9 protein-coding genes are annotated in these 12,961 nt (G+C 42.8%); 8 read left to right on the top strand and 1 reads right to left on the bottom strand.

Annotation, left to right across the window (positions count from 1 at the left end):
• Nucleotides 1–124: 124 nt before the first annotated feature.
• Nucleotides 125–1,024 carry a LysR family transcriptional regulator gene (locus IGJ44_RS13680; RefSeq protein WP_074535404.1) on the bottom strand — a complete coding sequence of 300 codons (900 nt, stop codon included), beginning with the start codon at nucleotides 1,022–1,024 and terminating at the stop codon, nucleotides 125–127.
• Between the two features lie 236 nt (nucleotides 1,025–1,260).
• Here IGJ44_RS13680 and IGJ44_RS13675 point away from each other — a divergent pair, with 236 nt between their 5' ends.
• The 8 genes from IGJ44_RS13675 (at nucleotide 1,261) to IGJ44_RS13640 (ending at nucleotide 12,607) form a co-directional block, all read left to right on the top strand.
• A complete protein-coding gene (locus IGJ44_RS13675) occupies nucleotides 1,261–2,112 on the top strand; it encodes a sugar phosphate isomerase/epimerase family protein (protein WP_074535405.1) in 852 nt (283 codons plus the stop codon).
• A 28-nt stretch (nucleotides 2,113–2,140) separates the two neighbouring features.
• Nucleotides 2,141–2,989, top strand: coding sequence for a shikimate dehydrogenase (gene aroE / locus IGJ44_RS13670; RefSeq protein WP_074535406.1), 849 nt, complete (start codon nucleotides 2,141–2,143; stop codon nucleotides 2,987–2,989).
• Between the two features lie 87 nt (nucleotides 2,990–3,076).
• Nucleotides 3,077–4,360 (top strand): MFS transporter, encoded by a 1,284-nt coding sequence (locus IGJ44_RS13665; protein ID WP_015510311.1) that lies wholly within the window; start codon nucleotides 3,077–3,079, stop codon nucleotides 4,358–4,360.
• Nucleotides 4,361–4,475: 115 nt separating this feature from the next.
• Nucleotides 4,476–5,804: a citrate transporter gene (locus tag IGJ44_RS13660; protein WP_074535407.1), complete on the top strand. Its 1,329-nt coding sequence runs from the start codon at nucleotides 4,476–4,478 to the stop codon at nucleotides 5,802–5,804.
• Between the two features lie 17 nt (nucleotides 5,805–5,821).
• Nucleotides 5,822–7,942 (top strand): hydantoinase/oxoprolinase family protein, encoded by a 2,121-nt coding sequence (locus tag IGJ44_RS13655; protein WP_430605809.1) that lies wholly within the window; start codon nucleotides 5,822–5,824, stop codon nucleotides 7,940–7,942.
• Nucleotides 7,943–7,966: 24 nt separating this feature from the next.
• Complete coding sequence (locus tag IGJ44_RS13650) at nucleotides 7,967–8,626, top strand: hypothetical protein (protein ID WP_074535409.1); 660 nt, start codon at nucleotides 7,967–7,969, stop codon at nucleotides 8,624–8,626.
• Between the two features lie 87 nt (nucleotides 8,627–8,713).
• Complete coding sequence (locus IGJ44_RS13645) at nucleotides 8,714–9,553, top strand: SDR family NAD(P)-dependent oxidoreductase (RefSeq protein WP_074535410.1); 840 nt, start codon at nucleotides 8,714–8,716, stop codon at nucleotides 9,551–9,553.
• 138 nt (nucleotides 9,554–9,691) lie between these two features.
• Nucleotides 9,692–12,607, top strand: a complete 2,916-nt coding sequence (locus IGJ44_RS13640) for an NADH-dependent flavin oxidoreductase (protein WP_167826899.1) — start codon at nucleotides 9,692–9,694, stop codon at nucleotides 12,605–12,607.
• Nucleotides 12,608–12,961 lie beyond the last annotated feature (354 nt).

The following is a 12,961-nucleotide window of genomic DNA, read 5'->3' as shown; positions in this document are numbered from 1 at the left end:
AATAAGCAATAAAAAACAGACATTCCATTAATGAATGTCTGTTTTTTAATAAGTGAAAACGCCAAAAGAAGGTGGGAACGTAGTTTTATTCATATTTCTAAAGCTTTGTTTTTCACCCAGCCACTCAATAAACGATCTGTTTAGGATCTGCATGGGCCAAAATAAAGTCTTTGAAATTACTGACAACAGGCGGCAGGTAGGTTTCTTTGTTATAGGCTAAATAAAAGTATCGTTCCCAACTGATGTCTTTGAGTTTGATACGTTTGAGGGGCAAAGAGTCGAGCATCGTCATATTGGGAATGATCGCAATCCCCAATCCTTGACTGACTAGTCCAGCGATCACTTGATCGATCTTGACCTCATAAGCAACTTGATAGCTGACGTTGTTGCGTTGATAAAGGTCATCGATGATTTCACGTAAGGCACTTTTTTTGCTGAAAATAATCTGAGGATATTCTGCTAAGTCTTCCAAAGAGACTTCATCAAATTGTGCCAGAGGATGGTTCAACGCCGTGATTACGACAAGCTCTTGACTCGCAATCGGGACGAATTCAATGGTTGGTTCATTGATGATGTAAGAACAAATACCGAGATCATAACGCAAGGTTTTCAATCCTTGAACTGTTTCGGTACTGACGCTATCTGAATGAAATTCGAATTGAATCTTTTTTTCAGGATTTGCTTCAAGGAACTGTTTAGTGACTTTTGGTACGTAAGAGGTACCAAGGACTTGTAAAAAAGCAAAGCTGATATGCCCAAAGCCTTTACTGATTTTTGTTACTGTATCAATGCCGGAATCTAAATTTTCTAATGTTCGTATAACATGCTCATGAAAAATTTTTCCTGGTTTGGTTAGGGCGACGTTTCGTCCGTTTTTTTCAAAGAGTTGGACACCTAACTCATCTTCCAAGAGGGAAATTGCATTACTGAGGCTTGGCTGTGTAATGTTGAGCAATTTGCTCGAACGAGTATAATGTTCTTCTCTAGCAAGGACATCAAAATACTTCAAATGCTGAAGATTCATAGAAACCTCCTCTAAAACCCTTCTTTTTTTATCAGTATATCATAAGACTTATATCTTTTATCTATAGATTCATAAAGAAAAAACAATTAGAAGTGCTGAAACGGAAAAGCTATAATAACGGTAACAAACATTGTGAATAAAAACACAATTACTGCGACCGCTTTTTAGTTCGTGTTTTTATTTCCAGCTGTAAACCAAGTAGTAGTTGTTTACAGACTTTTAAAGGGGGAAATAACATGAGAAACGTTCCATTGACAATCAGTTCATACACATTAGGAACAGAGATCAATTTTGAAGACAGAGTGAAGATTGCGAAAGAAGCAGGATATGATGGGATCGGTTTACGTGCGGAGACCTATATGCTTGCTGTGAAGCAAGGCTATTCTGATGAGCGGATGCTTGAAATTCTTGCAGAACATGACATGAAAGTAACCGAGGTCGAATATATCACCTTGTGGGCTGATCCAAATAAAACGATGGAAACACCGGAAACACTGCTGCAACAATTTAAAGAGCAAACGATCTATCATATGGCACGTTTGTTTGGTGTTGGGCACATCAATTGTGGCTTAATGGAAAAATACCCAGCAGAGGTTCATATCCAAGCCTTTAAAGAACTATGTACACGAGCAAAAGAATTAGTCATTGGGTTAGAATTCATGCCTTATAGCGGTGTTCCTGATCTAGCTAGTGCATGGAATATTGTCAAAGAGGCAGATTGTGAAAATGGGATGCTGATCCTAGATACATGGCACTGGGCGAGAGCCAACATGACAGCAGCTGACTTGGAAGGGATCCCAGCGGAGAAAGTTGTTTCGATCCAAATTTGTGATGTTTTAGAAAGACGATATCCTGATACGATCTTACGCGATGAGTCGATGCACGATCGCTTATGTCCAGGAACAGGATGGGGTGATACCGAAGGCTTCTTACGGGCACTAAAAGCACACGGCATCAAGCCTCGTGTTGTAGGCACGGAAGTGATTTCTGATCCGATTTTAAGTCAAGGCTATCAAAAAGCAGCAGAGCAAAATTACAAAACGAGTATTAAAGTGATCCAAAACGCATGGCCAGAATTGCTTGCGTAAAAAAATCAAATAGAAAAGAGGAAATACGATGAGCGAAAAAATTTCGGGAAAAACGAAGCTCTTAGGATTGATCGGTACACCTGTTGGGCATTCTGGTTCGCCAGCCATGTATAATTATGGCTTTGACCAGCTTGATATCGATGCAGTTTATTTAGCTTTTGACATCAAAGAAGACCAAGTTGCCCAAGCGATCGAGGCGTTCCGAACCTTCAAAATGAGTGGGAATGTCACGATGCCATGCAAAACGGCAGCCGCAGAATATATGGATGAATTAACACCTGCTGCAAAAATGGTGGGTGCGATCAATACCATCGTCAATGATGAAGGTAAGCTCGTCGGTCACATTACCGATGGTGTCGGCTTTGTTGATAATCTGCAAGCCCACGATGTAAAAATGAAGGATCAAAAATTTGTTGTAATTGGAGCTGGAGGAGCTGCCACGGCGATTCAAGTCCAGTTGGCGATCGAAGGCGCAGCCTCTATTGCGATTTTTAACATCAAAGATGCTTTTTATGAGAAAGGCAAAGAGACCGTTGCTCGCATCAAAGAGTATTACCCTGACCTAGCAATTGACATCTATGATTTGGCGGACCAAGCGTTATTAGCTGAAAAAATCAACGAAGCCGATTGTCTGGTGAATGCAACGACTGTTGGAATGGGTGAAGGAAATACAGCGACACCGATTGCAGACACCGATTTACTGCATGCAGATTTGACGGTGGCTGATGCGATCTATAACCCACCAATGACCCAGTTATTGAAAGATGCTAGCGCGAAGGGATGTAAGACTGTAGGTGGAAAAGGCATGCTTATCGGACAAGGAAAAGCCGCCTTTAAACTATTTACTGGAAAAGAATTGCCTATCAAAGCAAACTAACTAGGGACCGAGTATCCGTTTCCTACGAAATACCTTGAGGGGAACTTTCGTAGGAAAGCTGGATGTTCTTTTATAAGGAGCGTACAAATGAGAGCAAAAAAGTATATTTTGTCACTGGCAACTGTCTATATGTGTTATTTCACTCATGGAATTCAAGCCATTATTTTAAGCCAAAATGCGACTTATTTTTCGGATAAATGGGGCTATACCGATGCTTCTGCTGGAGCAGCGGCAGTATCGTTGGCAATCACTGCGACCGGATTAGGAAAATTTTTGACCGTCTGGATCGGTGGAGAAATTTCGGATAAAGTGGGACGCAAAAAAATGGCGGTCATGGGTGCTATTTTGTATACGCTATGCTTTTTAGGGTTATTACTGACGACGAACATGGTGATTGCGTCTGTCTGTGCCTTTATCGCAGGGGTGGCGACTTCTGGATTTTGGGACGCTGCGTTATATCCTGCTTCTCAAGAAGCTGCACCGAAATATGCGGCCTCAGCGATGATTGGGATCAAGTTTTTTGTTTCTCTGTCAGGAGTCATTTATCCATTACTTGTGGTGAATTTCATTGGTTCTGGAAATCAATCAATGGGGATCATCATTCCGTTAGTCCTATCGATCGTCTGCACGATTTTAGCAGCAATCGCGCCCTTCGCTTATGATGACATGATGAAAGAAAAGACTGCTACCGTCGATGGAAAAGAAACAAATGCAGTTCAAGAAGAAATCGCGGCAATGAAAGCCAAGATGCTTGTTAAGCCGAATGTTATCGTTAATTTCTTCACAATGTTCTTTGGTTTTATCTGTATGTTTATTATGTACGGTGCCCAACAGTATACCAAAGCGTTTGGGTTAACGAATGCTGGTTTGACTGAGATGCAGTCAGCAGGGCTAACATCGATCTATACTTTTGGCTCAATGGTGGCAGTTTTGTTTTGGGCAGTGATGATGGGGAAATTGCGTTGGAATCCACTGAAAGTCTTGTTTATTGATACGGTGTTTATCGCTCTTGCATTGGGGATGGTCCTAGTGATCCAACACGTGGTAGTGATTTATATCAGTATCGCATTCCTGGGCTTCTTTGCTGCCGGAGGGGCGTTGCAAACTGGGCTAGGGGTACGACAAATGTTTTGCCCTGGACCAAAAGGTCGAAATACCGGGATCTACTATACTTGGATGGGCTTAGCAAGTACCTTTTTGCCTTACATCGTTGCTTCCATGACTCGGTCTGTAGGAGAAACGCAAGCGATTTTTCTGATGATGGGCTTATTACTTGCAGCTGCTGTATTAGCGATCATCATGATGGTTTATTTGTTACTGCAACACAAAAGAGTTTTTGGCTATAGCGCATTTGATAAGTTAAAGGACTAAACGTCCTGGAGGATAGTGGCCAACCACTTCCTCCTTTTTCGCTTTTGTTAAACAGGTGACTTAGCGTATCTGGTTGCAGGTTTAAACGGCGTAAATTGTATGGAGGAGAAGAAGTATGGATAGCTTGATTGGCTTATTACTAGTAGTGTCATTTGGTGGCATGGTTTTTTATTGTATCAAAGGGTATAACCTGATGATTGGTTTTATTGTTATGGCAACGTTATGGGTGTTGTTGCCACTTATAGGGAATGTTATTTCACCCAATCCGGCTTTTGAAAACCTACCATTTACCGAGATGCTGGCACAGGTTTATCAACAGGCGCCAGAACGTTGGGGAGCTTCACAAATGAATATTTTTGTAGGAGCCTTCTTTGGTCGGATCTTGTTGGAAACTGGAATTGCGACAACCATCATTCGCAAGAGTGTGGAACTTGGCGGGGATAGTCCAGCGATTATTCTAGTAATTGTCAATTTGATTACCGGCTTTATCTTTTCATCCATGTCAGGTGCCGGATCTGTCATCGCGATCGCCGTGATCGTATTGCCGATTTTATTTTCGATTGGTATTCCTAAAGTCGTGGCATTCTTTAGTTTTTCGGCTTCCGTTGCAGCAGGTGTTTTCTTAAATCCAATCAATTTCACACAGTATCAAGCCTTTTTTGGCAATGTGAATGGTGGGGTTGATTACACCTATAATGATTATTTTTCGTTTGGATTATTGGCTTTCTTTGTGATGATTCTGGTTTCTTCGATTTTTGCTATTGGGTATTTGAGAGTAGAAAGTTTGACCTATGCTTGGGCGGTTGGAGAAGAACCTAAAGTCCATGACGTGCCTAGTTTGGCGTTACTTACCCCTTTTATACCGGTCGTAGGAGTCATCATCTTTCAATTTCCAGTGATTTTTTGTTTTATTGGTGCGAGTCTTTATGCCTTGTGGATTTGTGGTGTTTTAAAGGATGGGTTCAGAAAAGATTCTCAGATTTTGACCCGTATTTTTGCAGATGGGGTCAAAGATACTGCGACCTTAGTTGCCTTTTGGATGACTCTTGCAATGTTCAATGCAGCTGCTACGTTTGCAGCACCGTATTTTGAATCATTGCTAGGAGGAATCATTCCGACGCATCCCTTAGCGCTTTGTCTGCTTTTTGGTTTTTTAGCTCCCTTGACTTGGTTTCGCGGACCCCTTTCTTTGATTGGTTGTGGCGCAGCATTGCTGGCAGTGATCAGCAATCAAACCAATTATCCAGTGACTTTTTTGTATCCGTTATTCATTTCCAACATGATCGGCATGGGACATTTTGATTTGACCATTTCTTGGAATGCTTGGGGATTAGGCTTCAATAATATCAACACGAGAGACTATATGAAAGTCGCTTTTTTACCAGGAATCGTTATTTCGCTTATTCTTGAGGTTGCGACGTTTCTGTTATATAGCCCGATTTAAAAAAGTAGGTGAAGAAAATGAGAAGAAGTGTCCGAATTGGCATCGATGTAGGCGGGACCCATACGAAAGCTGTCGCAATCAACAATGATACCCAAGAGGTGATTGGAAAATCATCTGTAAAAACGACCCACAAAAGTGAACAAGGGGTGGCAGAAGGCGTGGTTGCCTCATTTATCAAGTGTTTAGCCGAAAATCAGATCCAGCCTGAGGAAGTAGTCTTTGTCGCTCATAGTACTACTCAAGCCACCAATGCACTCTTAGAAGGTGATGTAGCAAAGGTCGGTATTATCAGTACGGCGAAAGGCGGCGTCGAAGGATGGCTAGCAAAGTGGCAAACGGCATTAAAAGATATTGATTTAGGTACGGGAAGAAGTATTGAAGTCGTGGCGCGGTTTATTCCTCAAAAAGAGCTTTCAAAGGCAACGATCGAAACGGCGTTAGCAGAACTGCAACAAGCACAGGCGCAAGTCATTGTGACTTCAGCAGCTTTTGGTGTAGATGATTTAAAAACAGAAGAAAGAATCGCTGAAGTGGCGAAACAAAAGGGTATCGAAGTGACCTTGGCGTCGGAAATGACCAAACTATATGGGTTATCCCGTAGAACCCGTACTGCTGCAATCAATGCATCGATCTTGCCAACGATGCTGGAAACGGCAAATTCAACAGAAAATAGTGTTCGCCAAGCAGGTGTGGATGTACCACTGATGATCATGCGTGGCGATGGCGGATTGATGGACATCGTTGAAATGAAAAAACGTCCGGTACTGACCATGCTTTCTGGACCAGCAGCTAGTGTGATGGGGGCATTGATGTATCTGCGAACATCAAATGGAATCTATTTTGAAGTGGGGGGGACTTCCACAAATCTTGGCGTGATCAAAAATGGTCGGCCAGTCATTGATTACTCAGAGATTGCAGGACATAAGACGTATGTCAATTCATTAGATGTTCGCGTCTTAGGTGTGGCTGGCGGCAGTATGGTTCGAGTGAACAAAAAAGGCGTGGTAGACGTCGGACCAAGAAGTGCTCATATCGCTGGTTTAGAATATAGCACGTATCTGCCAGAAGAAGAGATTATTGCGCCAGAACTGGAGCTTTATGCGCCCAAAGCAGGTGACCCAGCGGATTATGTTGCAATCAAGCTCGCTAACGGAAAACGAATCACGATCACGAATTCATGCGCTGCGAATGTCTTAGGGTATGTGACAAAGGACGATTTTTCTTATGGCAATGCCCATTCAGCCAGAAAAGCTATGCAACCTTTAGCGGAATACTTAGAAACGACAGTGGAGGATGTTGCACAACAAATTTTGGATCAAGCAGTTCAAAAAATAGCACCGGTGATTCACTCATTTGCCCGCAAGTATCAATTAGAACCAAATCAAATGACCTTAGTAGGAGTTGGAGGTGGTGTTTCTTCTCTGATCAAACATGCGGCGAAACAATTGTCATTAAATTATAAAATACCTGAAAACGCCGAAGTGATTTCATCAATTGGGGTGGCATTATCGGTGGTTCAAGATGTGGTGGAACGAATCGTTCCCAATCCAACAAAAGCCGATATTGCAGCAATCAAACAAGAAGCCGCTACTTTAGCGATCGAGAGTGGGGCAACACCCGATAGTATTGAAGTCCATATTGAGATCGATCCTCAGACGCAAAAAATCACTGCGCGAGCTTCCGGTGCCACAGCTGCTCAGGCTGCTGAGCGTCAGAATCAAATCACTCGTGAAGAAGCGCAAGAGATTGCTGTTACTGAGCTGCAAGTTGCTAGAGAAAACGTGGTTTCTTGTGCTGCAAGTGAACATTTTTATGTCTATGGCGCAGCGACAAAAAAAGGCGATCGTGTTTGTGTCATTGATCATCGAGGGTTTATTCGCGTGCAAAGAGACCATGCAGCCGTCGTGAAAACGACGATCCAAAGTTATAGTGAACAAATCGCGCGTCTTTGGGAAAGTATGGCGAACTACCAAAGTGATCTAGTGATCCGACCAGATTTTTATATTTGTGCTGGTCCTCGTCTCTTTGATTTTAGTTCGACAGATTATACCCAATTGATGATGTTGATCGATATTGAATTAAGTCAGTTGATTGGTACAGAGGAAATTATTATTATTGCGGCGAATCGATTGCAATAGTGTAGGAAGGGAGGATCTTACTCCATGAGCACAGCAGAATTTTGTCGACAGTTTTTACAACTGTGGTCTCAAGCAACCAATCCTCATTTGCAGTTGCTAAAGCAAGACCCACTTTATGCCAAAATCGACCCTGCACAGGTAGAGTACTTTATTGAAACTGCCGAAAGCATAGGCAAGAACGAAGCCTGCTGGTATCGAGAGCATCCTCAAGAATTGCAAGAAATCATTGATTCATTACAGATCAACGAACTGCCTGAAGCGCAAGCACAGCAGGAGCGCTATACCTTTGCTTTGTATAGAAAATCCGATCAAATCATGATCGATCACACGTTCTTGGCACAAGCACAGCAGTTTATCGAAGCGCAACAATTAAGTCGACTCCTGCCAACGACTACACTAATGGAAGTGGTATTGATGCATGAAATATTCCATGTGCTCGAATACCGCAAAAATCTGTGGACCGTCAAAAAGCAACTGCACTATCATATTGGATTCTTGAAAAAACAAGCACGTCTTTATTCGCTGAGTGAGATTGCAGCTGCATCCTTTGTACAAGAATTTTATCAACTTGAAAATTCGCCGATGCTGCTGGCAAGCTGCATGATTTACTGTAAAAATCCTGTGTTGGCACAAGCAATCGTCTCTGCCTCTTTAGAGAATCAAACTATTCACAGAAGCTATTGATCAATGGAAAAAAAGAATTAGTTTCTCTATCAATATCAAGGTATATTGTTAGTGAAGAATATAACAATATTAGAGGTGGGACAAATAATGGAGCAATCTTGGTTGAATCTTAAGAATGAGGTCGTAGTTATTACTGGTGCTTTAGGTGGTATGGGGAAAAAAATCGCACAGGACTTTGCTGAGCAAGGCGCGCAACTTGCATTAGTTGATTTGCATGAGGAAAACCTTGCCAACTACGCAGTGAAACTAGCGGATGAGTTCGGTGTGAAAGTAAACAGTTATGTCTGCAATTCGACGATCGAAGCGCAGGTAGATGCATTGGCAGAAAAGGTCAAAGAAGATTTTGGCCGCATTGATGTTTTGGTAAACACAGCTGCTATTTTGAAATTTTCATTGCTTGAGGATCTACCATTTGAAGAATGGAAACAAGTGATCGACGTCAACTTAAATGGTTACTTCTTGGTTTCTCAAAGAATCGGACGAGTGATGATCGCACAAAAATCTGGGCGGATGGTTCATGTATCAACGATCGCTTCAATCAGCCCTGAAACATATTCTGGTGCATATAGCCCAAGCAAAGCAGGAGTCAACATGATGTCGAAACAAATGGCAGCAGAATGGGGACAATATGGGATTCGCAGCAATTGTGTTTTGCCGTGTTTTGTGAAGACGCCTTTATCCGCAAGCTTCTATGCAGATCGAGAAGTTGAAGAAGGGCGCAAACGCTTGACGGCCAACAAACGAATCGGTGATGTGCAAGACATTGCCAATGCGGTCCTTTACCTAGCTAGCGAACGTTCTGATTACACGAATGGTCATGAACTTCGGGTAGAAGGTGGTTTTGGAATAATGATGGGGGATCAAGTACCAAAACCTGGTGGACGGAAACAGTATGCCATCAATTCTCGTCCAGAAAATCAAAACTAACGGGGAAATGAAATAGAAAACAATTGAATAAGAAGTACACTCATCCTTTCCTAATATTTAGAAAAAGATGGGTGTATTTCGTGATGCCTTAATACATGCGGTCTGACGAAGCAAGCTATTTGAAAGGAATTGATTTTTATGAAAAAAAAATTATTTGAACCGATCAAACTATCTTCTGGCGTTGAACTTAAAAATCGACTCGTTATGGCACCTATGACGACCCAATCTGCTTTTTACGATGGTGAGATAACGGAAGAGATCATTGAATACTATCGCTGTCGTGCCGGTGGAGCTGCGGCAGTGATCGTAGAAAGCTGTTTTATCGAAGAACATGGGCGTGGGTTTCCGGGAGCACTCGGGGTAGATACGGACAAGAAAATTGCTGGGCTCACTAGATTAGCAAAAGCCATCAAAGAAAAAGGATCGAAAGCGATCCTGCAAATTTATCATGCTGGACGAATGGCTTGGCCTGAGTACAATGGTGGAGCACACCCGATTTGCGCAAGTCCCGTCGCAGCTTTACGACCGAATGCACCTGTGCCGAAAGAAATGAGTGATGATGAGATCCTAACGATGATCCAACGATTTGGAGACGCGACTAGGCGTGCGATCAAAGCTGGTTACGATGGTGTAGAGATACATGGTGCGAATACTTTTTTGATCCAACAATTCTTCTCGCCCCACTCAAATCTCAGAAACGACCATTGGGGAGGCAGTCTGGAAAAAAGAGCGCACTTTCCACTAGCCGTATTAGAAGAAGTTCAGCGGGTCCGTCAAGAAGAAGCTGCTGAGGGCTTTATTATCGGCTATCGTTTTTCGCCAGAAGAAATGGAAAAGCCTGGGATTTGTTTTGAAGAAACGATGTACTTGTTGAATCAACTAGCGAAAAGCAAGCCAGAGTACCTTCATTTTTCAATGGGAACGTACCAACGAAGCTCTATTATCGATACCGAGAGCAGCGAACCATTAATTGTGAAGTTTTTAACAATGCGTTCGCCTGAACTTTCTACTATTCCGATTGTAGGAGTGGGCTCTATCTTGCAACGAGAAGACGCAGAAGCAGCATTGGAAATTGGCTACGATTTGCTCGCCATCGGGAAAGGGTTTTTAGTCGAACCTAATTGGGTTCAGATGATCGCCGAGAAGAAAGTTGTTCGTCATTTTGCTCTTAGTCATGCGCAAAGTGAGTTGAAAATCCCAACACAATTGTGGCAGTTTATGGAAGAAATGGTCATTGATCCAGAAGAGGAGAAACAAAAGCATGAACGCTTGAAAGAACTCCAAAAGCGGAAAGTTGCTTACCAACCGGGGACATATCTTGTACAAGCCCAAGGGCATAATAGTCCAATCGAAATGCAAGTGACGTTTTCAAAAGAGAAGATTGAAAAGATCACCATTGATAAAGGCAATGAATCTGAAGGCTTGTCTGATTTAGTCTTTACGCGAATCCCGGAACAGATCATTGAAGGGCAGACATTGAATGTCGATGCTGTTTCTGGTGCTTCTGCTTCCAGTCAAGGGGTGATCGCAGGCGTGGAAGAAGCGGTAAAACTTGCGGGCGCCGATGTAGAAGTCCTCAAAGCACGGCCAAAGCCAGTCGTGTCTTGGTCAGAAGAGGTGGTTGAAGAATCAGTTGATGTAGTGATCATTGGTTCAGGAGCTGCTGGGCTTGCTGCTGCACTGCGGGCGGATCAATTAGGATTAAAAGTCATTTTAATGGAAAAATTGAGTTTTGTTGGCGGAGCGATCTCTATTAGTGGTGGAAACCAAGTCGTAACTGGTTCGAAACTACAACAAGTAGCTGGTGTAAAAGATGATACGCCGGCAGCCATGGTGGCTGATTTTCTAGAAAACGGAAATGGGCTGAACGATCAAAAACTTTTGACCCTTTTCGCTGAGAATATAGGAGAAACCACAGATTGGGTCCATGAGTACTTAGGTGTGGCGTACGATATAAAACAAGGGCTGCACGTTTTAGCAGAATATCTAAAAAATCGTGAACTTGCCTATCAAGGGGGCGGTGCTGGATTTGCCCAAACCGTCCGTAAAACATTACAAAATAGTGGGGTTCAGGTCTTACTACAAACGAAAGCCCAACAGCTATTAGTAGATGATCAAAATAATGTCATAGGCGTCAAAGCCCTTGAAGAATCAGGGAAAACGTATATGATCTACGCCTCAACTGTCATTGTGACAACCGGTGGCTATGGGAATAATGCCGCTTTACTCAAGGAAAGATTCAAGCAAATTTTGTATTATGGACCAAAATCTGCCACCGGCGATGGTCTTTTGATGGCAACGATCCCTGCTTTAAAAGCACAAACGCGAGCGATGGATCAAGGGAAAATCTATCCGAATGGATTGGAAATTTCTCAAGGTGTGGCGAAATCAACGATTGGCGGCAATCTGATCGTGCTGAAAGAAAATGGTATTCTAGTGAATCAACTTGGAAAGCGGGTAGTCAACGAACGAGCTAGTAACAAGAAAGTATTAGAAGCATTATTAAAACAAACCCCGCCAATGCTGTATTTATTGCTAGACGGCAAACACTTTGAGCATTTTAGCCAAGGCGTAGCAGAAGGAGGAATCACCAGTGAAGAGTTGGCTTGTTGGATTGCTCAAGAGGGGAAGGCCACGCCTCGCATCCTTAAAGCAGCCACATTAGAACAGTTAGCCATCAAAGCGCAGATGCCTGTAGAACAATTGATCGAAACAGTGGATAATTTTAACTACTGGGTAGCGCAAGGTAGAGATGAAGAATTTCACCGTGCAACTGAATACTTGCAAGAACCGATTGGTGTAGGACCTTATTATCTTATCGAACAAAAACCTCGGTTTGCGACTACTTTGGGTGGACTAGCGGTCAATCGCTCGTTACAAGTTTTGAATCAGCAAAACCAGCCCATTAAAGGGCTCTATGCTGCAGGTGAGGTAGTGGGAGGCGTCATGGGATCAGACTCTCCATCTGGTGCCAATAATGCCTGGGCATTGACTTCTGGTAAACTAGCAGCAGAAGCTGTTTGGGAAGTGACGAAAGGACCGAAAAAAGCGTAGGATCCGCTTTTTAGCTTTATTACTAAATTGAGAAAACAGTGTCGATGACTGATCGTCTAGGAGAATCCTTCTATATACTCTTCCTGAAAATTGGCTAGAATCTGAGCGATTTAGGTCGTTTCTCTGGACAATCAAATCAGCAAAAAAACCAGAACGATCCTTTGGGAGGTTCTGGTTTTTTGTTTTTTTTATGTGATTTTAACAAACTTGTCGTATACGACTGGTTGATCGCCTGTAGCCACTGTCTATCTACTTTGCAAAAAAACATAAGTGGTACATCGTTCCACCTCGGACTTGGAAGAGTGATCGGCGAACGCACGGGCATCCACAAAGGTTGGTGCGAAGATGGGGACG

Origin of the sequence: Enterococcus sp. DIV1368d (genome assembly GCF_050542975.1) — a bacterium.
In the GTDB taxonomy this organism is placed as follows: domain Bacteria; phylum Bacillota; class Bacilli; order Lactobacillales; family Enterococcaceae; genus Enterococcus_D; species Enterococcus_D casseliflavus.
The sequence above is the reverse complement of the archived record's forward strand: the minus strand, read 5'-3'. Positions and strand labels throughout refer to the sequence as shown.

What these genes read in the sequence shown, in the direction of transcription:
- IGJ44_RS13675 (WP_074535405.1), top strand. Translation starts at nt 1,261, where the DNA reads ATGAGAAACGTTCCATTGACAATCAGTTCATACACATTAGGAACAGAG.
- IGJ44_RS13665 (WP_015510311.1), top strand. Translation starts at nt 3,077, where the DNA reads ATGAGAGCAAAAAAGTATATTTTGTCACTGGCAACTGTCTATATGTGT.
- IGJ44_RS13645 (WP_074535410.1), top strand. Translation starts at nt 8,714, where the DNA reads ATGGAGCAATCTTGGTTGAATCTTAAGAATGAGGTCGTAGTTATTACT.
- IGJ44_RS13680 (WP_074535404.1), bottom strand. Translation starts at nt 1,024, where the DNA reads ATGAATCTTCAGCATTTGAAGTATTTTGATGTCCTTGCTAGAGAAGAA.
- aroE (WP_074535406.1), top strand. Translation starts at nt 2,141, where the DNA reads ATGAGCGAAAAAATTTCGGGAAAAACGAAGCTCTTAGGATTGATCGGT.
- IGJ44_RS13650 (WP_074535409.1), top strand. Translation starts at nt 7,967, where the DNA reads ATGAGCACAGCAGAATTTTGTCGACAGTTTTTACAACTGTGGTCTCAA.
- IGJ44_RS13660 (WP_074535407.1), top strand. Translation starts at nt 4,476, where the DNA reads ATGGATAGCTTGATTGGCTTATTACTAGTAGTGTCATTTGGTGGCATG.
- IGJ44_RS13655 (WP_430605809.1), top strand. Translation starts at nt 5,822, where the DNA reads ATGAGAAGAAGTGTCCGAATTGGCATCGATGTAGGCGGGACCCATACG.
- IGJ44_RS13640 (WP_167826899.1), top strand. Translation starts at nt 9,692, where the DNA reads ATGAAAAAAAAATTATTTGAACCGATCAAACTATCTTCTGGCGTTGAA.